A 23,831-nucleotide genomic window follows, 5' to 3' on the forward strand; every position below is an offset into this window, starting at 1 on the left:
CAAAACGAGATTACAAACGTCAAACGGTGTCGCCAGGCGTAAAAAATACATCGGTCTATCCTTGAAAATGGCGGTGAACATCACCGCAGGAACGTTACAAGACCTGCCAGCGCGGCGACGGCTGCCAGCAGGGAACTACGCAACAGCAATCGGGGGGCATACGGCAACAGCAAGGCCACCAGCAGCGCTCCCGCCCCGATGAATCCCAGCCAGGCAACGACGCCGACGGTGGCGCTCCAGCCGGCCACGCAGGGCCAGATGGCAAGCGCCAGCAACAGTGCGCCGGCCAGTTGCAGCGCACGCTGCACGTTCGGCGCCGCGTCCCTGCCCCAGACCTGGCCATGATGGCGGTCCATCGCCAGCGAGAGGCTGGCCATGCCCGCATACGACAGGCCCAGCGCGCACAGGATGGTATTGATCATGACTGTCCTTCCGTATTGACTTGCAGGCTGGCCGTGGACGTTTCCCTGGCGGCGGCTTTTTTCAGCGGTTTTTCCTTGCGCTTGTGGACTTTCCACGCACCCCAGGCGGCCAGCAGGCCGAAGGCCAAGCTGCCCAGTTCCACGCCGGCGCTTTCCCAGTCGCCGCGCGCGACCTGCGCCACCAGGTTGTCGCCCGTGCTCAGCACATTCAGGAGGGGCAGCAGCAGGCACAGGGCGGCCAAAAGGCACAGTTGCTCGATCCACGCGCGCTTTTCCGCGCGCAGACAGGCGTGCACCAGCATCAGGAACCAGACGCCGAAGAAGGCGCGCACTTCCCAGCCGGCGCGGTGCTCAAGGCCGACGGGGATCAGGCGGTTGGCCCACAGGAAGCCCACGCAGGCGATGGCCAGGCCGGCAATCGCCGCCACGTTCAGGCATTCGATGACGCGGTACACGCGCTGCGTGTAGGCGCCGAACTCGCCGCCGGACTTCTGGCGCCGCTTGACCAGGAACAGGATGGCGCCCGTGCCCATCATGGCCGTACCGGCCAGGCCGCAGAAGAAGTACAGCCAGCGCATCGGCGTGCCGCCAAAGCCGACCATGTGCAGGTTCGACATGACGGAGCGCGTCAGGCCGGCGCCGCCCGTGTCCGACTCGCCCGGCCGGCGCATGGCGACCTGCTCGCCCGTGGCCAGCGCATAGCAGGCCCTGCCCGAATTGGCGCTGATCCGTTCCAGCAAATCCGCGTCCTCGTTCCAGCCATACATGCACACGCGCATGGAGGCGTCATTCGGATTGTCCAGCACCACGGCGCGGATTTCCTGGCCGATGGCCTGTTCGGCGCGCAGCGCGAACGATTCCAGTGCGGGAATGGCCAGCGGCTGTCCCGACCGCGCAGGCTTGCCCGCATCGTTCCAGTCGGCCAGGAAGGCCTTCTTGGCATTGTCCATGCCGTACTGCGCCACCACGGGGGCCGGCACATAGTCATCGCTGAAAAATGCCAGGCCCGTATAGGCGATCATGAACTGGAACGGTAACGTCAGCACGGCCACCGCGTTGTGCGCGTCGAGCCACGAACGCTGGCCCTTGGCCGGGCGGAAGGTAAAGAAATCCTTGAAGATGCGCTTGTGCGTGATGACGCCGCTCACCAGCGCCACCAGCATGATCATGGTGGTGATGGCGACGATCCACACGCCGATGCGTCCCGCGTGCAGCTCGTAGTGGAAATCGACGAAATGGTGGCCGCCGATGGTTTCGCGTTCCGTTGCCTCACGCGCATGCTCGATGACGGCGCCCGTCAGCGGATCGAGATCCGCCGAGCCATAGCCGCCACTGGGCTGGAACCAGTAAGCGGACAGGCCGTGGCCGGGACGCTGCACGGGCCAGATTTCCCACATGTCCGCCTTCGGGTGCTCCTTCGCCATGAAGTCGAGCGCCAGTTCCAGGCGGTGCGCGCGGTCCGTGACCTTCGGCAGCGGCGGATCGTTCGCGTGCGCCGCCTCTTCCAGCGCGTGTTCAGGCGTCATCCAGTGGCCGATCGGGTCGTCGAAGACGGCCAGGGTGCCGGTCAGGAAAATGGCGAACAACAGCCAGGAAATCCACAGGCCGCTCCACGTATGCAGCCAAGCCATGGCCTGGCGCAAGCCGCCCTGCTGTGGCGTCTTGACCACTTTATCTACCTTGACGGCGTTCATGCGGCACCTCGCGACAGCAGCATGCCGATGCCGCCGCAGACGATGGCCGGCAGCAGCATGCCGAGCCAGACGCGGCGCAGGTCTTGCACGGCAAAGACCCAGATCACGGCGCAGGTGTAGACGACGAAGGCGCTCAGGGTGGCCGTCAGCACGGCTTCGGCGCGCGACAGCGGCAGCACGGCCGACAGCAGCACGGCCACGCCGGACGTCAGCGCATAGCCGCCAAAGATGGCGGCGAGCACGCGCGAGAACAACATCATGTTGGCCGATTTCATCATCGCGGCGCTCCCTGTGGCACACGCTGGCTCACGCCATTGCTGGCGTGGGCCAGATTCAACTGCACATCCATAAGCCTTGCATCCTTCATCAAGATAGATCATTCAAAAGTGATTATTTACAGTTTGTAGTTCAATGTCAGCATCAGGTTGCGCGGCGTGCCCACCAAGTTGCCTAACACATCGGAGTAGATGCTCTGGTAATAGCGCTTGTCCAGCGCATTGTTGACGTTCAGGCGCAGCTCGGCGCGGCTGTCGATCTGCCACGCCGCGTTCAAGCCCACGATCGCGTAGCGGCCCTGGCGCAGATGGTAGGTGTCGCCCTTCGACTCGGTCGCGCCCTGCCCGTACACCGAGGCGCCGACGCGCCAGCCTTGCGCCGCACCGGACAGGCGATAGCTGGTGGCCAGCTTGAGCTGCTGGCGCGGATAGCGGCTATTGAAATCCTTGCCGATATTGGCCGGATCGCTGTCGCGCGTAAATTGCGCCTTCACATACGTAAAACCGGCCGACAGCTGCCAGTCGGGCGTCAGGGCGCCCGCCACGTCCAGCTCCACGCCTTCGCTGCGCACTTCGCCCGACGCGCGCTTGCACAAGCCCCAGGTGCTGCCCGGGCAGGGATTCGGGCCGGCCAGGTCGTCCACGCCGCGGTTTTGCTGGCGGATCTGGAACACGGCCGCGCTGGCATTGAGGGCGCCGCCGAAGTATTCGCCCTTCACGCCCGCTTCATAGTTCGTGCCGCTGATCGGCTTCAGGGGCTGTCCGTTGGCGTCGGTGGACGCTTGCGGCTGGAATATCTCGGTCCAGCTGGCGTACACGGAATGCTGCTTGTCGAGGTCATACACGACACCGGCGTACGGCGTGAATTCGCGCGCCACCGAGTAGCCGGCATCGTCCTTGTACCAGCTCACGCGCCCGCCCAGCACCAGCGACAGCGGCTCGGCCAGGCGCATGCGCGTACCCGCATACACGCCGCTTTGTTCGGTGATGCTGGCCGTGCCCCACTGCGCATAGTTGATGACGGGACGCGCCACGCTGCCCGCATCCCACTGGTAGGGGTCTATCACCGGCGCGTTCTCTTTCCAGCTGTACGGCGCCCAGCCGCCATAGCTGTTTTTCGACGAACGGCGGTGGCTGGCGCCGACGGTCAGCTCGTGCTCGCGGCCGAACAGGCTGTAGCTGCCGCTGGCATAGGCGTCATAGCTGGTGTTGGCCAGTTCGGCGCGGTAGCTTTGCGAATTGAAGCGCAGGGTGTCGCCGCGGCGGCTGATGCCGGAAAACGTCGTGTCGATCTCGGGCGTCTTGCGCGTGGCGGCCAGCTTGGCCTTCCAGCCGTTGCCGAAGCGGTGTTCCAGTTCGGCGAAAATGGTTTTATCCGTCTGGCGCCAGCCATCGAAGTCGGTGCCCAGGTAAGTCGAGCGGGGCAAGTTCAAAAAGGTGCCGTCGGCGGCCGTCACCACGCCCGTCGTGACACCGTCGTTATCCGTCTTGCGGTAGTGGGCGCCCACGGTCAATGTCGTGTCGGGGCGCAAATCGGCTTCGATGATGCCGTACAGCTGGTGATTGCGGCCATGCAGCACGTCGACAAAATCCTTCTTGTCCTGCACCGTCGCGACGATGCGCCCGCGCAGGGTCTTCGCTTCGTTGAGCGCATTGGCCGCGTCGGCTTCCAGGCGGTAGTTGCTCCAGCTGCCGATGCTGGCCGAGAACGACGCTTGCGGCGTGGCCGTCGGGCGCTTGCGCACCATGTTGATGGCCGCGCTGGGCGTGCCGCTGCCCGTCATCAAGCCCGTGGCGCCGCGCACCACTTCGATGCGATCATAGATGGCCAGGTCGTCATTGTCGCCATTGAAGGTGCCGTTCGCGCCCAGGCTGGTAGGCAAGCCATCGAACAGGATATTCTCGACTGGAAAACCGCGTGCGCTGAAACTGCCTGAATCGCCCGTAAAGTTGCCCTTTTGCATGACCAACCCCGTGATCGATTGCACGGCGTCGTCCAGGGTCGTGATGCCCAGGTCGTCAATCTGCTGGCGCGTCAGCACGCTGACCGACTGCGGCGTCTCGCGCAGCGACAGATTGAGCTTGGTTGCCGTATTGCTCACGCCCGTTGTGTAGGAGCCGCTGCCTTCCGTTGTCGCATCGCGCCCTGCCGTGACGGACACGCCGAGCATGGTTTGCTCGGTGGCGGGAGCGACAGGCGTGGCCTGCTGCGCCAGTGCCGGCAGGCTGGCGGCCAGGCACAAGGCGGCCGCCGCTTGCGCCAGCGGGCGCAGTGCGGAGTGAGACGATGGCAAACTGACAAAATGCAAAGCGTGCGACATGAAAATTCCTGATGGTGGCGTCATGAGACGGTGAAAAACAGGCGCCCTACTCTGTAGGTGCCGCGAAAACGAAAAACGGGCAGCCGGATGGCTGAATATTTTTGCGCAGCGTGCTATGGCGCCGGTTCGACGCTGACCCAATACCGCGTGCGGCTGCGCACCTGCACCGGCAGCGAGTTGGGCAGCATGTTCAAAATACGCTGGGTATCGGCCAGCGGGAACACGCCCGACAGGCGCAGCTGGGCCACTTCCGGCACGCAATGAATCACGCCGGGGCGATAGCGGGCCAGGTCGGCCAGGAAATCGCCCAGGGTCACGTCGTCGACGATCAGCTGCCCGCGTGACCAGGCATCCGCATACGCATCGATGGCGTGCGGCGCGTCCGGCGCATGGCGGGAAAATGCCGCGCCGCGCCCGGCCGTCAGCAGCAAGGGTGCACCAATGCCGTCGCGGGGGCGGATTTCAACGGCGCTGTCAAATACGTCCACGGTGCTGTAGCCATCCTGCTGGCGCACGGCAAAGCGCGTGCCCAGCGCGCGCACCCAGCCTTCGCGCGTGGCCACTTCCAGCGGCGCGTCGCTGCCGATGCCGTCACCGCTGGTGACGAGGATCTCGCCGGCCAGCAGCTCGATCAGGCGGCGGCTGGCGTCGAAACGCACGTTCACGGCCGATCCCGTATTCAGGCTGAGCACACTGCCATCGTCCAGCACCACCTCGCGCCGCTCGCCCGTGGCCGTGCGGTAATCGGCGCGCAGGGCGCGCACGCCATCCCAGGCGCCCGTCTGCGCGGCCAGCATGCCGCCGCCGGCCGCCACGCCCAGCCACGCCAGCAACTGGCGCCGCTTGCCATTGACGGCTTGCTCCTGCGTGCCGGCCAGCGCCTGCGCGGCCGCACCGCGGTGCATGCCGTTGAACCGCTGCGACACCGCTTCAATATGCTGCCAGGCCCGCTCATGCTCAGGGTCCAGAGCGCGCCAGCGCTGCCAGGCGGCGTGTTCCGCTTCGCTTGCCTCATCCGACATCAGCACGGTCAGCCACTCGGCCGCGTCCTGCTGCACATCCTCGCGGATGGCTGCCGCGGCTGCGGGTTCTGCCACCGTACTCATGCTGGCAGGGAGAAAAACACCTGGCGGTTGGCGCGCGTCAGATATTGCTTGACCGAGCTGGCCGACACCTTCAGGCGTGCGGCGATCTCGGCATAGCTGAGACCTTCGAGCTGCGCCAGCAAAAACGCCGTGCGCACGGGCGCAGGCAAGCCGTCGAGGGCCGCATCGATTTCCTGCAAGGCTTCCAGCGCCTGCAGCCGTTCTTCGGGCGCGGGCGCCACCTCGGGCGGCAGACAAGCTAGCGCCTCCAGATAGGCGTCTTCCAGCACTTGCCGGCGGTAGCGGTGCGCCACCAGCCGCCGCGCGATGGTGGCGAGGAAAGGTCGCGCTTCACGAATCTGCGGCGCGGAATCGGCCGTCAGCACGCTGATGAAAGTATCTTGCGCCAGGTCCGCCGCTTCGCCCGCATTGCCCAGCTTATGCCGCAGCCAGCCCTTCAGCCAGCCGTGATGGCTGCTGTAGAGCGCGTGCAGGTCTTGTTGCTGGGCAAAATCGGCGGCCGACATGGCATCCCTTTCCGGTCAAGCGCGACGCGCCTGCGAATGTAAATAAGAATTATTCTCATTTTAACCGTGCAATGCCTTTCATGCAATCGCGGCATTGGCAGAAATACCAACTAATTCAAAAGCAGGCCAACCGCCAGGCGATACAGCAGGAGAACGTCGGCGACTCGCGATAAGGTAAAATGACGCCCATCGTCCGGCTTGCGCCGCCCACTCCCAAGCTTTTCATTGCAGGTTCATCATGCTAGATAATCTCACCCAACGGCTTGCCAAAGTCGTCAAGACCATGCGCGGCGAGGCGCGCCTGACCGAAGCGAACACCGCCGACATGCTGCGCGAAGTGCGCCTGGCGCTGCTCGAAGCCGACGTCGCCCTGCCCGCCGTGCGCGAATTCATCGCCAAAGTCAAAGAAAAAGCCATGGGCGAGGATGTCATTTCCTCGCTGACGCCAGGCCAGGCCCTGGTTGGCGTGGTGCAGCGCGAGCTGGCCGCCCTGATGGGCGCCGACCTGGGACCGGAAGCGTCGCAGATCAGCTTTGCGCAGCAGCCGCCCGCCATCATCCTGATGGCCGGTTTGCAGGGTGTGGGTAAAACCACCACCGTCGGCAAGCTGGCGAAATACCTGAAGGAAGAAAAGAAGAAGAAAGTGCTGACCGTCTCGGCCGACGTATACCGTCCCGCCGCGATCGCCCAGCTGCAATCGGTCACCGCCCAGGTGGGCGCCGACTTCTTCCCGTCCACCAGCACAGACAAGCCGGTCGATATCGCCCTGGCCGCGCTGGACTGGGCGAAAAAGCATTACCACGACGTGCTGATCATCGATACGGCGGGCCGCCTCGGTATCGACGAAGAGATGATGCGCGAAATCGCCGCCGTCCACGGCGCCGTGAAACCGATCGAAACCCTGTTTGTCGTCGACGCCATGCTGGGCCAGGACGCCATCAACACGGCCAAGGCCTTCAACGATGCGCTGCCGCTGACGGGTATCGTGCTGACCAAGCTCGACGGTGACGCGCGCGGCGGTGCGGCCCTGTCCGTGCGCCACATCACGGGCAAGCCGATCAAGTTTGCCGGTGTTTCGGAAAAACTCGACGGCCTGGAAGCATTCGACCCGACCCGCATGGCCAACCGTATCCTGGGCATGGGCGACATCCTTGCGCTGGTGGAAGAGGCGCGCAAGGGCGTCGACAGCAAGGCCGCGGCCGACCTGGCGCAAAAAATCAAGGTCGGCGGCAAGTTCGACATGAACGACTTCAAGGCGCAGCTTGGCCAGATGAAGAAAATGGGCGGCATGGCCAACCTGATGGACAAGCTGCCGGCCCAGTTCCAGCAGGCGGCAGGCGGCAAGAACATGGATCAAGCCGATAAACAGGTGCGCCGCATGTGCGGCATCATCGACTCGATGACCCCGCAGGAACGCGCCAAGCCTGAACTGATCAAGGCCACGCGCAAGCGCCGCATCGCCGCCGGCGCCGGCGTGCAGGTGCAGGAAGTGAACCGCATGCTGACGCAATTCGAGCAAATGCAGACGATGATGAAGAAATTGTCGGGCGGCGGCATGATGAAGATGATGCGCAGTATGAAGGGCATGATGCCTGGAATGAGGTAGTGGAAGGCTTCAAAATCCGCTGCGCGGGGCGCTTTGCGGCCGGCGATGCTCAGCGCACTAGAGTGCGCTTGCGCTTCTCGGCCACAAATCATCCCCGCTCGCTGTGATTTTGAAGGCCTTTTTTACGCCGCGTGAGACGTAGTTCAAGTCAAGAAACACTGTTATAAAATCATGCCGGATTGCATTTTCATGCGTCCGGCATCGTTTCTTCCCTCCCCCGCAATACCCCTCCCCGCATAGCCAGCAACCATGCCATTTACGGGCAAAAACGCCGTTCTGCGCTCTCAAGCGGTGCGCCCGGGCGACAGCATGGCCATTTCCCTGCTTTTTCCTCGTGAAAACGTGAAAAACACTTGCATACAAGGTAAATCCACACCAATATTAGCCGTGCGATTAATTGCGCAATTTCCCATGTGTTTGTTAAGGAGGCTCGAAGATGGCAACAGCCAAAAAAACCCCAGTAGCAGCGCCAGCCAAAGCAGCAGCAGCCAAGCCTGCAGCCGCCAAGAAAGCAGCACCCGCAGCCAAAGCAGCAGCTAAACCAGCAGCGGCGAAGAAAGCGGCAGCACCGGCAACACCACGCAAGCCAAACGCAGCATTCATGAAAGCAATGACGCCATCGAAAGAGTTGGCCGCCGTTGTTGGCGCAGCACCACTGCCGCGCACGGAAGTGACCAAAAAGGTATGGGATTACATCAAAAAACTCGATCTGCAAGATCCGGCCAACCGCCGCATGATCAATGCGGACGACAAGCTGAAAGCAGTTTTCGGCGGCAAAGCCCAAGTCTCCATGTTTGAAATGACGAAACTGATCTCCGATCATTTGAAATAATCAGATACGCGCCGGCTAACACCGAGCGAGTGCCCCGCCGCATCACTGCGAGCGGGGCATTTTTTTTGGGGTCAGACCCTCAATGCCGCCAACTCAGGGGCTTGCGCTAACGGTCGAGGGGGTCTGACCCCGGCTCTCATTTGAATTCCCAATTACTCCACGCCGCCCTTACCGCATTCGGATACTCGGCCCGTCCCCGGCTGCCGTTATACCGCCCCAGCGCCAGGTATAAATCCCCTCGCTCCATATCCAGGTACATGCGCAAAATCGCGCAGCCGTAGCGCAGGTTTGTCTGCATGTGGAACAGCTTGCTGCGGTCGCTGTCGCCGATGACGCCCGTCCAGAACGGCATCACCTGCATGTAGCCGCGCGCGCCGGCCAGCGAGACGGCATATTTGCGGTAGGCCGACTCCACCTGGATCAGGCCCAGCACCAGAGCCGGCTCCAGGCCCGCGCGGCGCGCTTCATACCAGACCGTTTCCAGGAATTCCGTGCGCAACTGCGCGTCCGGCAGCTTGCGCTGCAGGCGTTGCGACATTTGCGCCAGCCATTGCTGGTAGCGCTGCAAGTCGGCGGACGTGGCAAATTTGGGCTGCGGCGGGCGTTCGTCGCGGATCGCGTGCGACAGGGCCAGGCGGACGGAGTCGGCCAGCGCCTCCTCCTTCTGGTTGCCGGCCTGCGCAAAGGGAGCGCAGGCCAGGCAGGCGGCCAGCGCGAGCGCGCCAGCCGTTTTACTTACCGAGATGCGCTTCACTGCGCCATTTTGCCCTGGATGAAGGGGACGATCTCGTCCGGCGCCACGCCGGTTGCTTCCGTGTCGCGGCGGCCCTGGTATTCCAGCTTGCCTTCTTTCAAGCCCCGTTCGCCGATGACGATGCGGTGCGGCACGCCAATCAGTTCCCAGTCAGCAAACATGGCGCCAGGACGCAAGCCGCGGTCGTCGACGATGACATCGACGCCAGCGCCTTGCAAGGCCGCATACAGCTTCTCCGTCTCTTCCTTGACCAGTTCGCTGCGGTCCATGCCCATCGGGCACAGCACCACCTCGAATGGCGCGATCGACGCCGGCCAGATGATGCCCTTGTCGTCGAAGTTCTGTTCGATGGCGGCGCCCAGGATGCGCGTCACGCCAATGCCGTAGCAACCCATCTGCAGCGGCGCAGGCTTGCCGTTTTCGTCGAGGAAGGTGGCTTTCATGCTTTCCGAGTACGCCGTGCCCAGCTGGAACACGTGGCCCACTTCGATGCCGCGTTCGATCGCCAACGCGCCCTGGCCATCCGGCGAAGCGTCGCCGGCAACGACATTGCGCAAGTCGGCCACGATGGCAGGCTCGGCCACGTCACGGCCCCAGTTGGCGCCCGTGTAGTGGAAACCGGCGTCATTCGCGCCGCAGACGAAGTCGCTCATGTGGGCGACCGTGCGGTCCGCCACCACGGTGACCGGTGCTTTCGTGCCGATCGGGCCCAGGTAGCCGGGAATCGTGCCGTAGACTTCCAGGATTTCCGCTTCCGTCGAGAAACGATGACCGGCCAGGCCGGCAACCTTGCCAACCTTGATCTCGTTCAATTCATGGTCGCCGCGCAGCAGCAGCATGAAATGCTGTTTCGTGACTTTCTCGTCCTTGCCCGTCGTTTCCACCGTCAGGGCGATGGTTTTCACGGTTTGCGACAGATCGATACCCAGCAGGGCAGCCACGGTTTCGCACTTGACGGTGTCCGGCGTGGCCGTTTTCGTCAGCGCCTGGGCTGCGGCTGGGCGCTCGCCCGCTGGCGGCAGCGCTTCGGCCGCTTCCATATTGGCGGCGTAGTCGGACGTCGGGCAGTACACGAGCGCGTCTTCACCCGTGTGGGCGATGACGTGGAATTCATGCGAACCGGAACCGCCGATGGCGCCGTTGTCGGCAGCCACGGCGCGGAATTGCAAGCCGAAACGCGTGAAGATGCGCGTGTAGGCGTCAAACATAACCTTGTACGACGCTTGCATGCCAGCTAGGTCGCGGTCGAACGAGTAAGCGTCCTTCATGGTGAATTCGCGGCCGCGCATCAGGCCGAAGCGTGGGCGGCGCTCGTCGCGGAACTTGGTCTGGATATGATAAAAGTTCAACGGCAACTGGCGGTAGGACTTGATTTCCGTGCGCACGACGTCCGTGATGACTTCTTCCGATGTCGGCTGGATCGCGTATTCGCGGCCGTGGCGGTCTTTCACGCGCATCAGTTCGTCGCCCATCTTGGTCCAGCGGCCCGTTTCCTGCCACAGTTCGGCCGGCTGCACGAGCGGCATCAGCAGTTCGATACCAGCGGCTTTGTTCATCTCGTCACGGATGATGGCTTCCACCTTGCGGATCACGCGCAAGCCCATCGGCATGTAGGTATAGATGCCGGAACCGAGGCGTTTGATCATGCCTGCACGCATCATCAATTGGTGGCTGACGATTTCCGCGTCAGAAGGTGCATCTTTAAGTGTGGAAATAAAAAAACGGGAGGCGCGCATAACGGTGAATTCTTTTTAAAAAGAGAGGGTTATAATCAACCTAATTTTAAAGGATTAGCTGGCTGATGCGTCCATACTTTACACAAATGCGCTCAATTGGTGCGATTCCGGCGCTTTTCGCACCCCGAAAAGGTCGCCGGCTTGCGAAGTTGTGGGTAATTATGTAAAAAAGGACGCACTGTCGCAGAAAGTTTGAGGTGCATTATGCTCGACCGTGAAGGGTTTCGGCCCAACGTCGGCATCATCCTGCTAAACGCCCAGAACGAGGTGTGGTGGGGCAAGCGGGTGCGCGAGCACTCATGGCAGTTTCCGCAAGGCGGTATCAAATATGGCGAAACACCGGAACAAGCCATGTTTCGCGAACTTGAAGAGGAAATCGGACTCAGACAGGAACACGTCAAAATTGTCGGCCGCACCCGCGACTGGCTGCGCTATGAAGTGCCAGACCACTTCATCAAGCGCGAGATTCGCGGCCATTACCGTGGCCAGAAGCAGATTTGGTTTCTGCTGAGAATGTGCGCGCGCGATAACGACGTCAATCTGCGCCTGACCGACCATCCCGAGTTCGACGCCTGGCGCTGGCATGAGTACTGGGTCCCGCTCGATGTCGTCATTGAATTTAAACGCGATGTCTACCAGCGCGCCTTGCAGGAGCTGTCCCGCTTCCTGACCTGGCCCGTGCATGGCAACGCACAGCAAGCGCACCGCCACACCTCGCGCTACCTGCGCCAGCCCCATGCGCCACGGGCACAGGACGGTGCGGCACTGGCCAAGCCTTGCGACGGCATTGCCGCCGAAGGGTGTACGCCCGAGCTGATCTTGCCGGGCAAGGGGTAGTCCACCGCAATAAACGCACTCTCCCACGCAAAAGGGGCAGCCTGAACAGGCTGCCCCTTTTTTCATGTCGGCAGGAAACTTCCCTGCCGGTCAGACTGACTTAGTTTGCTGCCGGTGCTGGCGCAGCGGCGGGAACGTCCAGCGTAATCGCTTTCAAGCCCAGGATATTGCTGCTGTAGTGGCGGATCTTGTTGGCCAGGGCCGGGTCGTTGTTCAGCTTTTGACCGTACGACGGCACCATTTCCACCATCTTCGCTTGCCATTCCGGCGTGGCCAGGCGGCTCTTGAATGCCGTTTGCAGCACCTTGATCATGATCGGCGGCGCGGTCGAGGCGCCTGGCGATGCACCCAACAGGGCAACGATGCTGCCATCGGCGGCGCCGACGACTTCCGTGCCGAACTGCAGCAAGCCGCCTTTGACAGGGTCATCCTTGACGATCTGCACGCGCTGGCCAGCGTTTTGCAGGGTCCAGTCTTCCATCTTGGCGTTCGGCAAGTATTCACGCAGGGTTTTCAAACGATCTTCCGGCGTGTTCATGACTTGCTCGACCAGGTATTTCGTCAGTGGAATATTGTCGTAGCCGGCTTGCAGCATCGGTTTTACATTGCCCGTGCCGATCGAGGCAGGCAAGTCGATCCACGAACCGTTTTTCAGGAACTTCGTCGAGAAGGTGGCAAACGGGCCAAACAGCAGGGCTTTCTTGCCATCGATGATGCGCGTATCGAGATGCGGCACGGACATCGGCGGCGAACCGACGGATGCCTTGCCGTAGACCTTGGCCGCATGCGCCGCCACCAGTTCCGGATTGGTGGTGACCAGCCATTGGCCGCCCACCGGCACGCCGCCGTAGCCCTTGGCTTCAGGAATGCCCGATTTTTCCAGCAGTGGCAGCGAACCGCCACCGGCGCCGATGAAGACGAACTTGGCGCGCATGGTCTCTTCCTTGCCGGCGTTCAAGTCTTTCACCGTCACGTTCCACACGCCATCGGCGCCGCGCTGGATGTCTTCCACCTGGTGGCGCAGGTGCAGTACCATGCCGTGGCTGTCCGTCAGGTATTTCACGAGGCCGCGCGTGAGGTTGCCGAAATTGACGTCGGTACCGATTTCCATGCGTGTCGCGGCCACTTTCTGGCCTTTGTCGCGCCCTTGCATGACCAGCGGTGCCCACTGTTCGATCTGCGCCAGGTCTTCCGAGTACAGCATGCCCTTGAACAGGTTTTCCTTTTGCAGCGCGGCATAGCGCTTCTTCAAAAAGGCAATATTGTCGTCACCCCAGACAAAGGCCATGTGCGGCACGTTGTTGATGAAGGTTTGCGGTGCGCCCAGGTGCTTGTTGGCTACCTGATAAGCCCAGAATTGCTTGGAAATTTCGAATTGCTCGTTGATGGCAACGGCTTTCTTGGTCTCGATGCTGCCATCGGCCGCTTCCGGCGTGTAGTTCAGTTCGGCAAATGCCGAGTGGCCCGTGCCTGCATTGTTCATCGCATCCGAGCTTTCGGCGGCCACGGAATCGAGGCGCTCGACCATTTCCATCGTCAGCGACGGATCGAGTTCCTTGAGCATGCTGCCCAGGGTGGCGCTCATGGTGCCGGCGCCGATCAGCAGCACGTCGACCGGTTTTTCGGACGAGGCCGGAGGGGTCTTGTCACATGCCGCCAGGATCAGGCACGACATCAAAAGTAATAGCGATTTACGCATGGGTAACTCCGTTATGAATACTGAGGGTTGGTTCTTCCAGGCCACCCGGGCGGCAAGCGCAAGATCATCGGAAAATGGCTATCCCTCCAGCGCAAGAACGGCCGGATCAAGGGGTAACGATGGTGATGACGCATGCATGCCGCCGCCGCGCCGCAGCTTGCGGCAGCGATGGAGTGGCGATGGTGCGGACAAGGAAAACACGGCGCCGCTGCTGTTTTGGCCCTCGCGCGGGGCAAAACGCACAACACGGTGATTGTCTATAGCAAATATCAAGAACAGCGATTTTATCACCGTTATTTGCCCTTGCCGGGCCGCCAGGATCGTGGATAACACTTACTGTGGAGTATTAATTTGGCAGTAACCAGGCGGTAAAAATCCAGTTGGTGCAGGAATGCACGGAGCAACACGGAGCAAGATACGGATGGCGGGCCCGCAACCATCATGGTCTGATAACGCTTTGACCACACCGGAGCCTGACCATGTCTTTTCGTATCCGCGGCCTGTCGCCCGCCCCTTTCCTGGCCTGTTTCGGCCTGCCCGACGCCGAACTGGCCGCGCTGGGCATTGTCCGCCATGTGGTCGACAGCCAACCCGGTTACCCGGACCGCATCGAACTGCGCGACGCGGCGATCGGCGACACGGTGCTGCTGCTGAACCATGTCTGCCAGGATGCGGACACGCCCTACCGCGCCTCGCACGCCATCTTTATCCGCGAGGGTGCCACGCAAACCTATGACGCCGTCGACCAGGTGCCGGAATCGATGCGCATCCGGCTGCTGTCGCTGCGCGGCTATACGAACGGTGGGATGATGGTCGATGCCGAGGTGGTGGAAGGCACGGCCATTGAAAGCGTGATCGCGCGGCTGTTTGAGAACCCTGCTGTCAGCTATATCCACGTGCACAATGCCAAACGTGGTTGTTATGCGGGCAGGATCGACCGGGCCTGAGAACTTATTACGGCTACGCGTTACAATATCGCCTGCCCTTTTCAGCCCCGTGCCAAAACGATGTTCAATCCTTCTTCCGACGATGTACGCCGTTTCTTTTGTGAAACATTGCGCAAGCATCGCGCCCATGAAATCCTCACGCCGATGGAAGCCATCGCGCTCGACTGGATCCTCGAACACCCCGAGTATGAAAACGAGTTGAGCGACGTTGAAGCGGCGCTGGCGCGCGATTACTCCGTCGAAGGCGGACAAGCCAATCCTTTCCTGCACCTGTCCATGCATCTGTCGATCACGGAGCAAGTGCAGGTGGACCAGCCCCGCGGCATCCGTCCGGCCGTCCAGCAACTGACACAGCGCCTCGATTCGGCCCATGCCGCCCAGCACGAAGTGATGGAATGCCTGGGCCAGATGATCTGGGCTTCGCAGCGCTCGGGTTTGCCGCCCGATACGGATGCGTATATCGACTGCGTGCGGCGCCGCTGATCAGGTAGTATCATGTTGCCAAGAAACTCAGCCACTGAAGGATATCTTGGCCCATCACACCATTCTCGTACTCGGCGGTTACGGTTTTTTCGGCACGCGCATTTGCCAGGCGCTAGCCGGCAACCAGGATATCCATCTGCTGGTGGCCGGGCGCGACACCGCCAGGGCCAGGGCACTGGCGGCGCAATTGGGCTTGCCGCCGCAGCAGGCACTGGCGCTCGATGCCGTTGCACCTGATCTGGCGCGGCGCCTGACCGAACTGGGCGTCGATACGCTGATCCATACCGCCGGCCCGTTCCAGGGCCAGGATTACGGCGTCGCCCGTGCGGCGATCGAGGCTGGCGCCAACTATATCGACCTGGCCGACGGCCGCGATTTTGTCGCCGGCATCGCCAGCCTCGACGACCTGGCGCGCCAGCGCGGCGTGTTCATCACCAGCGGCGCCAGCTCGCTGCCAGCGCTGTCCTCGGCCGTGGTGGACCGCTACCTGCCGCGCTTTCGCCAGCTCACATCGATCCGCCACGGCATCGCCTCCGGCGCCCGCGCGCCAGGCATCGCCACCATGGCCGGCATCTTCTCGTACTGTGGCAAACCGTTCCAGCGCCTGGTTGCCGGCAGCCAACAGACCACGCACGGCTGGCTCGACCTGAAGCGCCACCGCTTTGCCGCGCCCGTGGGACGGCGCTTGCTGGGCAGCTGCGACGTGCCCGACCTGGCGCTGTTCCCGCAACGCTATCCGGGCCTCGACACCGTCACTTTTCACGCCGGTTTTGCCGGGGCGCCCGGCCATCTGTTCGTCTGGGCCGCCGCGCAACTGGTGCGCCTGGGCCTGTTGCGCAGCCTGCTGCCGCTGGTCAGGCCATTGCACGCCATTAGCCAATGGGTGGAACCGCTGGTCAGCGACAAAGGCGCGATGTTCGTGACGCTGCAAGGCACGGGACTCGATGGCCTGCCGCTGACGCTGACCTGGCAATTGCTGGCGGCGCAAAACCACGGCCCGCATATCCCGTGCGGCGCGTCGATCGCGCTGGCGAATCGGTTGGCCAGCGCCAGCAGCGGTGGCGCGCCGCTACCGCGCGGCGCGATGCCCTGCGTCGGCCTGCTCACGGTGGAAAATTACCTGGCCGCGCTGCAAGACCATGACGTGACCGAGGTACCCGCATGAGCTGGTACCTGTTCGTCAAATGGCTGCACATCCTCAGCGCCACCATCCTGTTTGGCACCGGCATCGGCATCGCTTTCTTCAAGTGGATCAACGACCGGGGCGGCGAGGTGCGTGCGATCCGCCTATCGGCCGAAAAGACCGTGCTGGCCGACTGGCTGTTCACCACCCCGGCCGTCATTGTCCAGCCGCTGTCCGGAGTGGCCCTGGCGCACCTGGCCGGCTATCCGATCCTGTCCGGCTGGGTCCTCGCCTCGATGCTACTGTATGCGCTGGCCGGCGCCTGCTGGCTACCCGTGGTATGGCTACAGATCCGCATGCGCCGCCTGGCCCGCCTGGCTGACGACACGGGCACACCGCTGCCGCGCCTGTACTGGTTCTATGCGCGCTGCTGGTTCTGGCTCGGCGTGCCCGCATTTGCCGCGCTCATGCTGGTCTACTGGCTGATGGTTGCCAAGCCCGCGCCATGACGCCAGCCAAGCTGCAAGGGCTGTACTGGGCCATGCGCCTCGGCATGGCCTTTATCTGGCTATGGACGGCGTTTGTGTCCTGGTATCTGTATCCGCATGCCGAATCGCTCGCATGGCTGCGCCGTAGCGGCATCACGCTGCATACGGAACACGTGTTTGCCGCCTCCTGCCTGGCCGACCTGGCCATGGGCATCGCCTCGCTGCTCCATGCCAGGCCGTTGCTATGGTGGACGCAGTGCGCGCTGGTGGCCTGCTACACACTGGTGATCGCCGTCTTCCTGCCGGAATTCCTGATACACCCTTTCGGGCCGCTGACGAAAAATATCCCGCTGGTGGCCGGCCTCGTCTTCCTGGCCCTATATGAAAAAAGCCGTGGCTAGCACGGCTTCGGGAGATCGATCAACAACACTCGGCAGCGCAGCAACCGATCAGGCTGGCCGTACCGCCTGTGGCAGCGCGGGTGCCTTCGCCTTGTCCAACAACCCCAGCACCACCTGCAACGCCATGGCGATGGCGCCGACGATGAAGACCACGTCGCCGAAGGTGCGTATCCAGCGCAGGTTCTGCAGCAGCGGCTGCTGCATGAATTCCTCGCTACGCGCATACCACAGGCCTTCCGTCACGCTGGCGTGGAACTGGATTATGCCTATCGGCAGCAAGCTGGTAAAGATCATCAGCACCAGTCCCGCATTCAAGCCCCAAAACGCCGTCTTCATCAAGGCAGGGCTGAAACGGTAGTCGGGCCACAGATAGCGCAACACCAGCAAGGTAAAGCCCAGCGCCAGGAAACCGTACACGCCGAATAGCGCCGCATGTGCATGCACGGGGGTCGTGTTCAAGCCCTGGATGTAGTACAAGGCCACGGGCGGATTGATCATGAAGCCCAGCACGCCTGCGCCCAGCATATTCCAGAAGGCGACGGCGACAAAGCACATCATGGGCCAGCGCAACTGCTCCATCCATGGCGCACGCTCCTTCAGGCGCCAGTTTTCCCACGCTTCATGCCCCAGCACGATCAGCGGCACCACTTCCAGCGCGCTGAAGCTCGCGCCGATGGCCATCACGGGTGTGGTGGTGCCGGCAAAGTACAGGTGGTGGAAGGTGCCGGGAATCCCGCCCAGCATGAACAGCGAGGCCGACGCCAGGCTGGCTGCCGTGGCCATGCGCACCGACACCAGGCCCAGGGTCGAAAAGATGAAAGCCAGCGCCGTGGTGGCGAACACTTCAAAGAAGCCTTCCACCCACAGGTGCACCACCCACCAGCGCCAGTATTCCATCACCGACAGGTGCGTGCGCTCGCCGTAGAACAGGCCGGCGCCATAGAACAGGCCGATGGCGCCGACGGATGCCGTCAGCAGCGCCAGCAGGTTCTTGTCGCCGCCCGGCTGGCGCAAGGCCGGCACCACGCCGCGCAGCATCAACACCAGCCACAGCAGGATGCCGATATATTTGCCGATTTGCCACAAGCGTCCCAGGTCCACATATTCATAACCCTGGTGGCCGAGCCAGAAATTCCACTCGGGCGGCATCACTTGCGCAATGGCCAGGTAGTTGCCGATGAAGGAGCCGACCACCACGGCGACGAGCGCCCAGAACAGCACATCGACGCCCAGGCGCTGCCACTTGGGGTCCTTGCCGCCATTGATCAGGGGCGCGAGGAACAGGCCGGCGGCCAGGAAGCCCGTGGCGATCCAGAACAGCGCGGCCTGGATATGCCAGGTGCGCGTGAGCGCATACGGGAACCAGCGCGACACGTCAACGCCGTAGAACTGCTGCCCTTCCACCGTGTAGTGCGCCGTAAAGCCGCCGATGAAGACCTGGAAGATAAACAGCGCCACCACCAGGAACAGATATTTTCCCAGTCCCCGCTGCGAAGGCGTCAGCGCGAAAGTGGTGAGCGGATCGCGCGGACCGGCGGCCGGCAGCGCTTCGTCGTGGTTGCGCAAAAAAGCCCAGCCCCAGACGAGGAAGCCCACGCCGGCCAGCAGCACCACTACGCTGGCGACCGACCAGACGAGGTTCTCGCCGCTGGGCTGGTTGCCGATCAGCGGTTCATGCGGCCAGTTGTTCGTATAGGTCACTTTCTGGCCTGGACGCTCGGTAGCGGCGGCCCACGCCGTCCAGAAGAAGAACTGCGTCATCTGCGCGCGTCGTTCGGCGCTGGGCAGGGTGTTTTCCTTCATGGCGAAATGCTCGCGGCTGGCGTGCAGCGCAGGCGCGTCGGAGAACAGCTGGTCGTAATAGTGCGCCGTGTTGGCGATGGCTTGCACGCGGCGCGCCGACAGGCGCAGCACTTGCGCCTCATCGGCCCGGTTGCCGCGGTATTCCATCCTGAGCGCTTCGCGCAGCGCCGCCTGCGCGGGGCCGTCAAGCGCCGCGTACGCCTTGCCATGCTGCTCTTGCGCGGCCAATTCCAGCCAGGCCGTCAATTCGCGGTGCAGCCAGTCGGCCGTCCAGTCGGGCGCCTGGTAGGCGCCGTGGCCCCAGATGGAACCCAGCTGCATGCCGCCGACGGATTGCCAGGCCGTCTGGCCATCGAGGATGCCCTCGCGGTCGAACAGTTGCCGGCCATCCTGCGCCAGCACTTGTGCGGGAATGGGCGGCGCCTGCCGGTAGACTTCGACGCCGTAGTAGCCGAGTAGCGAAAACGTCACGATCAGCACACCGATCAGGGTGAACCAGAGTTTTTTGTAGGGACCCATGGGTCTTTCCTTTGTCAGTGCACCACGGCCGGCGCAAAGCGCTCGAACAGGATATTGTTTTCAGTATGGATGTGCGCCATCAGGTCTGCACGGAAGGTGCGCAAGCCCGTGTACAGCGCGCGCCAGGTGGTGCAGGCGCCGGCCGGCGCGGTGATATCGTTCGTCATTGCCTCCATGGCGCGCAAGGCCACACCATGGTCGTCGTGCTCCATGCGCATCACGTTGATGGGCGCGCCGGCCCGGGGACCCTGGCCGCGCACGATCATCGGGAACAGCACGTCTTCTTCCTTGCGCATATGGCTTTCCAGCTCCTGCGCCATGGCCGACAGGTGTTCCGCCAGCCCGTGCGGACAGTCGGCGCGGTCGCCATGCACCTGCTCGACCTTGCGTGCCAGGCGTATCAGCTCGGGCAGCTGCTCGCGGTGCACGGCGTGGTAACGCGCCAGCAGGTGTTCCACCAGCTCGGTGGCCGAGGCGTCCTGCCAGTCACGCTCGCCGCTGGTATCTGCGCGCTCTGCCAGCAGCCGCAGTTCCGCGACGATGGGCGCCGTATCCACGCCGGCCGCTTCGGCCGCCGCGCGCAGGGTCTTGTTGCCGCCGCAGCAGAAATCCAGGCGGTGCGCATCGAACAGGCGCGTGGCGCCAGGGATGCGGCGGGCCAGCTGGCCCAGGGATAACTCGATCATTTCCATAACAGTTCCTTGAGGATGAATAGGTAGATTTATTGCACCGCGCCCGCGTGGTAGACGCCGGGCACGGGTTCGCCAGTCACTTCCAGCACGCCCACGGCGCCCTTGCCGGCGCGCGACAGCGCATGGTCGACCAGCAGATAGCTACCCGGGTGCTGTACCTTGAGTTCGACGATGGTCGCGCCGCCAGGTGCCACGAGGGTGGTTTGCACGTCGTGTTTCGGGCTGCTGATCGAGCCTTCGCTGTACACCTTGTCGAAGATCTCGCCGATGATGTGGAACGATGAAATCTTGTTCGGGCCACCGACGCCGAAATAGATGCGCACCGTCTCGCCGACTTTCGCCTGCAGTTTGTGCGTCTTACTCAGGGCGCCCACTTCGCCGTTAAAGACGTAGTAGTCGGGCAGTTCGTTGGCCATTTTTTCCAGGTTCGGTTCCTGGTGTACGGGCGCGCCGTGCGGACGGCCCGTGTACATCTCGCCCTGCATCACGTAATACTCGCGGTCCACCTTCGACAGGCCGCCTTCCGGTTCGACCAGGATCATGCCGTACATGCCGGCCGCGATATGCTGCGGCACCAGGGGCGTGGCGCAGTGATACACAAACAGGCCGGGATTGAGCGCCTTGAAGGTGACGGTTTTTTCCTGCCCCGGCGCCACCTGCGTGTGCTGTCCGCCGCCATGGCCGCCCGTCACGGCGTGCAGGTCGATCGAGTGGATCATCTTGCTGTCCTTGGCGTTGAACAGGGTCAGTTCCACCGTGTCGCCCACCTTCGCGCGCAGCATGGGGCCCGGTACTTGCCGGTTGAAGGTCCAGTAGGTAAAGCTGGTGCCGTCATCGAGCTTGCCCGGCAGTTCCACCGTCTCCATGCGGTATTTCAGGGTTTGCGGCGCGCGCGCACCGATGGCGGCGGGTACCTGCGCCGGGTTGGCCGCCACGCTGACGGCAGAGGGATCGGGGCCGCGCATCGGCGACGGCGCGGGTGTGTACAGGGCCAGCGCGGCGGCCTGGCTGGACTCGTTGGCAGCGCTGCCGGCGCCAGCAGCCTTCGGTGCTCCGGCTTCGGCCAGCGACGTGCCGCTCACTTCCAGCTTGCCTTCCATGCCGATCTGGCGGTGGCCGGGAATCGAGCAGTAATAGGTGAACGTGCCGGCGCGCGTGACCTTGAAACGCACGCTGGTGCTGCCGCTATTGGCGCTGAACTTGGCGGACGCTACGTTAAGCTCCGGGATCAGCAAATCGTGCTCGGCGCCTTCGCCGCTTTTCAGCACGAGTTCCACCGTGTCGCCCACCTTGGCCGCCAGCACGGGGTTGACCTGGCCCTTGGCGTCGATGAACACCATCTTGCCGTCGACGATATTGGTTTGCAGTTCATAGCGCTTGAGCGTGGCGGCGGCGGAGGGGTGGCTGGCAGCGGCCGCAGTGGCGGCAGCGCTGGCCGGCAGGCTCGCCTGGGCTTGCACGGACAGGGGCATGGCCAGGACGCAGACGGCGGCGGCAATGGCGCGGAGGGAGGGAGTCGTTTTCATCAAGCTTTCCTTGGTCTTGTATGCCGGTTCGGCACTCTTACCTAGGCAAACCGTGTGCCAGGAAAAACTTGTTTTAAATCAACGATTTGAAAAATGCAGGGTCGGTATGACCCTTTTTAAGCATGGTCCGTTGTACCCTGCATGGTACTTATGACCACCACTGCCATCCACCTGCTGTTACTCACCGACCTGGTCGCCGATCTGCCCGTGGCCGTGCGCCTGCAGCGCCTCGTGGGCAGCCTGCGCGCGCACTTCGGCTGCGAGGCCGTGGCCTTGCTCAAGCTCGACGGCGAACACTTGCGCCCCGTGGCGATGGCCGGCCTGGCCAGCGACGCGCTGGGACGCCGCTTCGCCGTCGCCGACCATCCGCGCCTGGCCGCCATTCTGCAGCGGCGCGGCGTGCTGTGCTTCCATCACGACAGCTCCCTGCCCGATCCGTATGATGGCCTGATCGCCGAGCGGGCAGGCGAACCGCTGCCCGTGCACGACTGCATGGGCATGGCGCTCGACCTGGAAGGCGAACGTTGGGGCGTGATCACGCTCGACGCGCTGCAGGTGGGCACCTTCGATGCGCAAGCGCAGCGCGACCTGGGCGAACTGGCCTGTGCCATCGAGGCGGCCGTGCGCGTGACCCGCCTTGAAACGGAAATCCGCGCCCTGCGCCTGTCGGGCGGCGCCATGCTGGCCGATGCGCAGGCGCCGCGCGAGGAACACGAATTCGTCGGCCAGAGCAGCGCCATCACGCAGTTGCTGCACGAGCTGCAGGTGGTCGCCGATTCCGAGCTGCCCGTGCTGCTGCTGGGAGAGACGGGCGTGGGCAAGGAACTGTGCGCGCACCGCCTGCACCGGCTGTCGCGCCGCGCGGGCAAGCCCCTGATCCACGTCAATTGCGCGGCCTTGCCCGAGTCCCTGGCCGAAAGCGAATTGTTTGGTCATGTACGGGGCGCGTTTTCCGGCGCCGTCAGCGACCGGCCCGGACGTTTCGAGGCGGCCGAAGGGGGCACCCTGTTTCTCGATGAAGTGGGCGAATTGCCATTGTCGATACAGGCCAAGCTGCTGCGCACCTTGCAAAATGGCGAAATCCAGCGCCTGGGCACGGACCGGCCGCGCCGGGTCAACGTGCGCGTGATCGCCGCCACCAACCGCAGCCTGCGCGAGCATGTGCGCGACGGCTCATTCCGCGCCGACCTGTATCACCGTTTATCCGTGTATCCCGTGCCGATTCCGCCGCTGCGCGAGCGGGGCAATGATGTACTGCTGCTGGCCGGCGGTTTTCTTGAGCTCAACCGCGCGCGCCTTGGCTTGCGCAGCCTGCGCCTGTCCGCCGCGGCGGAAAACGCCTTATGCCATTACCGCTGGCCCGGCAATGTGCGCGAACTGGAACATGTGATCAGCCGGGCCGCGCTGAAAGCCGTGATCCGCGGCGCGAACCGCAAGGACATCGTGACCCTGGAAACGGATATGCTCGACCTCGATGCGCTGGAAGCGCCGGCCGGCACGGATGCGCTGCCGCCAGTGCCAGGCGCGTGCGGCACGCCGGCGCCGCTGCTGTCCATGCATCAGATCGTGGAAGCAAGCCAGCGCCAGGCCATCCGGCAAGCGCTGGTCCTGCATCAGGATAACTGGGCCGCCGCGGCGCGGCAATTAGGACTCGACGCCAGCAACTTGCACAAGCTGGCGCGCCGGGTCGGGCTGAAAGCCTGACCCGGCGACACCGCTCAGCGGTGAATGACCAGGGAGGTAGGCAGGCTGTGGAAGTAGGCGGCCAGGTCCTTGATGTCCTGGTTGCTCAGCGGTTTCACCTGGCCCGTCATGATGGCGTTGTTGCGGCCGTTGGCCTTGTCGCCCCGCTTATACGCCGTCAAGGCGTGTTCCAGGTAGTCCTTGTGCTGGCCCGCCAGTTTCGGGTACGACGGGTCGATGGGCGAACCGTAGTCCTTGCCGTGGCAGGTGGCGCAGCTGTATTTTTCGGCCAGGGCTTTGCCCGTGTTGATATTGCCGGCGGCGCTGGCGCCGAACGAGACGGTGGCGCAAACGAGGGCGGCGAGTAGTTTTTTCATC

General features: G+C 63.3%; 23 protein-coding genes. 10 read left to right on the plus strand and 13 right to left on the minus strand.

What is annotated here, in order from left to right:
• Positions 1 to 80: 80 nt before the first annotated feature.
• From ACQ4WY_RS10815 to ACQ4WY_RS10840, 6 genes are all read right to left on the minus strand, one after another.
• Positions 81 to 422: a DUF3325 domain-containing protein gene (locus tag ACQ4WY_RS10815; RefSeq protein ID WP_436503979.1), complete on the minus strand. Its 342-nt coding sequence runs from the start codon at positions 420 to 422 to the stop codon at positions 81 to 83.
• Positions 419 to 2,116, minus strand: coding sequence for a PepSY-associated TM helix domain-containing protein (locus ACQ4WY_RS10820; protein WP_436503980.1), 1,698 nt, complete (start codon positions 2,114 to 2,116; stop codon positions 419 to 421). Before ACQ4WY_RS10820 ends, ACQ4WY_RS10815 begins: the two co-directional genes overlap by 4 nt.
• On the minus strand, positions 2,113 to 2,394 hold the full coding sequence (locus ACQ4WY_RS10825; RefSeq protein WP_353659995.1) for a hypothetical protein: 282 nt from the start codon (positions 2,392 to 2,394) through the stop codon (positions 2,113 to 2,115). The genes ACQ4WY_RS10820 and ACQ4WY_RS10825 overlap by 4 nt, the downstream gene beginning before the upstream one ends.
• Before the next feature lie 116 nt (positions 2,395 to 2,510).
• A complete protein-coding gene (locus ACQ4WY_RS10830) occupies positions 2,511 to 4,712 on the minus strand; it encodes a TonB-dependent siderophore receptor (protein WP_436503981.1) in 2,202 nt (733 codons plus the stop codon).
• A gap of 113 nt (positions 4,713 to 4,825) precedes the next feature.
• A complete protein-coding gene (locus tag ACQ4WY_RS10835) occupies positions 4,826 to 5,818 on the minus strand; it encodes a FecR domain-containing protein (RefSeq protein WP_436503982.1) in 993 nt (330 codons plus the stop codon).
• Entirely contained in the window at positions 5,815 to 6,324 is a 510-nt protein-coding gene (locus tag ACQ4WY_RS10840; protein ID WP_436503983.1) for a sigma-70 family RNA polymerase sigma factor, read from the minus strand. The genes ACQ4WY_RS10835 and ACQ4WY_RS10840 overlap by 4 nt, the downstream gene beginning before the upstream one ends.
• Before the next feature lie 238 nt (positions 6,325 to 6,562).
• On the opposite strand from ACQ4WY_RS10840, the gene ffh reads away from it, so the two are divergent.
• Both ffh and ACQ4WY_RS10850 read left to right on the plus strand, forming a co-directional pair.
• Positions 6,563 to 7,930: a signal recognition particle protein gene (gene ffh / locus ACQ4WY_RS10845; RefSeq protein ID WP_034746567.1), complete on the plus strand. Its 1,368-nt coding sequence runs from the start codon at positions 6,563 to 6,565 to the stop codon at positions 7,928 to 7,930.
• A 436-nt stretch (positions 7,931 to 8,366) separates the two neighbouring features.
• Positions 8,367 to 8,762 (plus strand): SWIB/MDM2 domain-containing protein, encoded by a 396-nt coding sequence (locus ACQ4WY_RS10850; RefSeq protein ID WP_071653383.1) that lies wholly within the window; start codon positions 8,367 to 8,369, stop codon positions 8,760 to 8,762.
• 136 nt (positions 8,763 to 8,898) lie between these two features.
• Here the strand turns inward: ACQ4WY_RS10850 and ACQ4WY_RS10855 are convergent, their stop codons facing one another.
• Both ACQ4WY_RS10855 and ACQ4WY_RS10860 read right to left on the minus strand, forming a co-directional pair.
• On the minus strand, positions 8,899 to 9,516 hold the full coding sequence (locus ACQ4WY_RS10855; RefSeq protein ID WP_436503984.1) for a lytic transglycosylase domain-containing protein: 618 nt from the start codon (positions 9,514 to 9,516) through the stop codon (positions 8,899 to 8,901).
• Positions 9,513 to 11,252 (minus strand): proline--tRNA ligase, encoded by a 1,740-nt coding sequence (locus ACQ4WY_RS10860; RefSeq protein ID WP_436503985.1) that lies wholly within the window; start codon positions 11,250 to 11,252, stop codon positions 9,513 to 9,515. The genes ACQ4WY_RS10855 and ACQ4WY_RS10860 overlap by 4 nt, the downstream gene beginning before the upstream one ends.
• Positions 11,253 to 11,456: 204 nt before the next feature.
• Here ACQ4WY_RS10860 and ACQ4WY_RS10865 point away from each other — a divergent pair, with 204 nt between their 5' ends.
• Positions 11,457 to 12,089, plus strand: coding sequence for an RNA pyrophosphohydrolase (locus ACQ4WY_RS10865; protein WP_076566319.1), 633 nt, complete (start codon positions 11,457 to 11,459; stop codon positions 12,087 to 12,089).
• 100 nt (positions 12,090 to 12,189) lie between these two features.
• On the opposite strand, the gene mqo is transcribed toward ACQ4WY_RS10865, so the two are convergent.
• On the minus strand, positions 12,190 to 13,788 hold the full coding sequence (gene mqo / locus ACQ4WY_RS10870; RefSeq protein WP_436503986.1) for a malate dehydrogenase (quinone): 1,599 nt from the start codon (positions 13,786 to 13,788) through the stop codon (positions 12,190 to 12,192).
• 132 nt (positions 13,789 to 13,920) lie between these two features.
• Between mqo and ACQ4WY_RS10875 the strand changes: the two genes are divergently transcribed.
• The 6 genes from ACQ4WY_RS10875 (at position 13,921) to ACQ4WY_RS10900 (ending at position 17,230) form a co-directional block, all read left to right on the plus strand.
• The gene (locus ACQ4WY_RS10875) at positions 13,921 to 14,118 is read left to right on the plus strand and encodes a hypothetical protein (protein ID WP_436503987.1); all 198 of its coding nucleotides are present in this window, start codon (positions 13,921 to 13,923) and stop codon (positions 14,116 to 14,118) included.
• A 149-nt stretch (positions 14,119 to 14,267) separates the two neighbouring features.
• Entirely contained in the window at positions 14,268 to 14,735 is a 468-nt protein-coding gene (locus ACQ4WY_RS10880) for a DUF1203 domain-containing protein (RefSeq protein WP_436503988.1), read from the plus strand.
• A gap of 60 nt (positions 14,736 to 14,795) precedes the next feature.
• Complete coding sequence (locus ACQ4WY_RS10885; RefSeq protein ID WP_034780276.1) at positions 14,796 to 15,218, plus strand: DUF1841 family protein; 423 nt, start codon at positions 14,796 to 14,798, stop codon at positions 15,216 to 15,218.
• Positions 15,219 to 15,264: 46 nt separating this feature from the next.
• Positions 15,265 to 16,383, plus strand: a complete 1,119-nt coding sequence (locus ACQ4WY_RS10890) for a saccharopine dehydrogenase family protein (protein WP_436503989.1) — start codon at positions 15,265 to 15,267, stop codon at positions 16,381 to 16,383.
• A complete protein-coding gene (locus tag ACQ4WY_RS10895; protein ID WP_436503990.1) occupies positions 16,380 to 16,850 on the plus strand; it encodes a DUF2269 family protein in 471 nt (156 codons plus the stop codon). The genes ACQ4WY_RS10890 and ACQ4WY_RS10895 overlap by 4 nt, the downstream gene beginning before the upstream one ends.
• The gene (locus ACQ4WY_RS10900; RefSeq protein ID WP_436503991.1) at positions 16,847 to 17,230 is read left to right on the plus strand and encodes a DoxX-like family protein; all 384 of its coding nucleotides are present in this window, start codon (positions 16,847 to 16,849) and stop codon (positions 17,228 to 17,230) included. The genes ACQ4WY_RS10895 and ACQ4WY_RS10900 overlap by 4 nt, the downstream gene beginning before the upstream one ends.
• Positions 17,231 to 17,278: 48 nt before the next feature.
• On the opposite strand, the gene ACQ4WY_RS10905 is transcribed toward ACQ4WY_RS10900, so the two are convergent.
• Genes ACQ4WY_RS10905 through nirK form a run of 3 tightly spaced genes read right to left on the minus strand, consistent with a single transcriptional unit; the run spans position 17,279 to position 21,770 of the window.
• Complete coding sequence (locus ACQ4WY_RS10905) at positions 17,279 to 19,552, minus strand: nitric-oxide reductase large subunit (protein ID WP_436503992.1); 2,274 nt, start codon at positions 19,550 to 19,552, stop codon at positions 17,279 to 17,281.
• A 14-nt stretch (positions 19,553 to 19,566) separates the two neighbouring features.
• A complete protein-coding gene (gene ytfE, locus ACQ4WY_RS10910; protein ID WP_353659987.1) occupies positions 19,567 to 20,244 on the minus strand; it encodes an iron-sulfur cluster repair protein YtfE in 678 nt (225 codons plus the stop codon).
• Positions 20,245 to 20,273: 29 nt separating this feature from the next.
• Positions 20,274 to 21,770 carry a copper-containing nitrite reductase gene (gene nirK, locus ACQ4WY_RS10915; RefSeq protein ID WP_436503993.1) on the minus strand — a complete coding sequence of 499 codons (1,497 nt, stop codon included), beginning with the start codon at positions 21,768 to 21,770 and terminating at the stop codon, positions 20,274 to 20,276.
• 150 nt (positions 21,771 to 21,920) lie between these two features.
• Between nirK and norR the strand changes: the two genes are divergently transcribed.
• Complete coding sequence (norR, locus tag ACQ4WY_RS10920; RefSeq protein ID WP_436503994.1) at positions 21,921 to 23,474, plus strand: nitric oxide reductase transcriptional regulator NorR; 1,554 nt, start codon at positions 21,921 to 21,923, stop codon at positions 23,472 to 23,474.
• A gap of 14 nt (positions 23,475 to 23,488) precedes the next feature.
• On the opposite strand, the gene ACQ4WY_RS10925 is transcribed toward norR, so the two are convergent.
• Entirely contained in the window at positions 23,489 to 23,830 is a 342-nt protein-coding gene (locus ACQ4WY_RS10925) for a c-type cytochrome (RefSeq protein ID WP_436503995.1), read from the minus strand.
• Position 23,831: the final 1 nt, after the last annotated feature.

It is taken from the genome of Janthinobacterium salmonicoloratum (assembly GCF_051380845.1).
In the GTDB taxonomy this organism is placed as follows: Bacteria; Pseudomonadota; Gammaproteobacteria; order Burkholderiales; family Burkholderiaceae_D; genus Janthinobacterium; species Janthinobacterium lividum_F.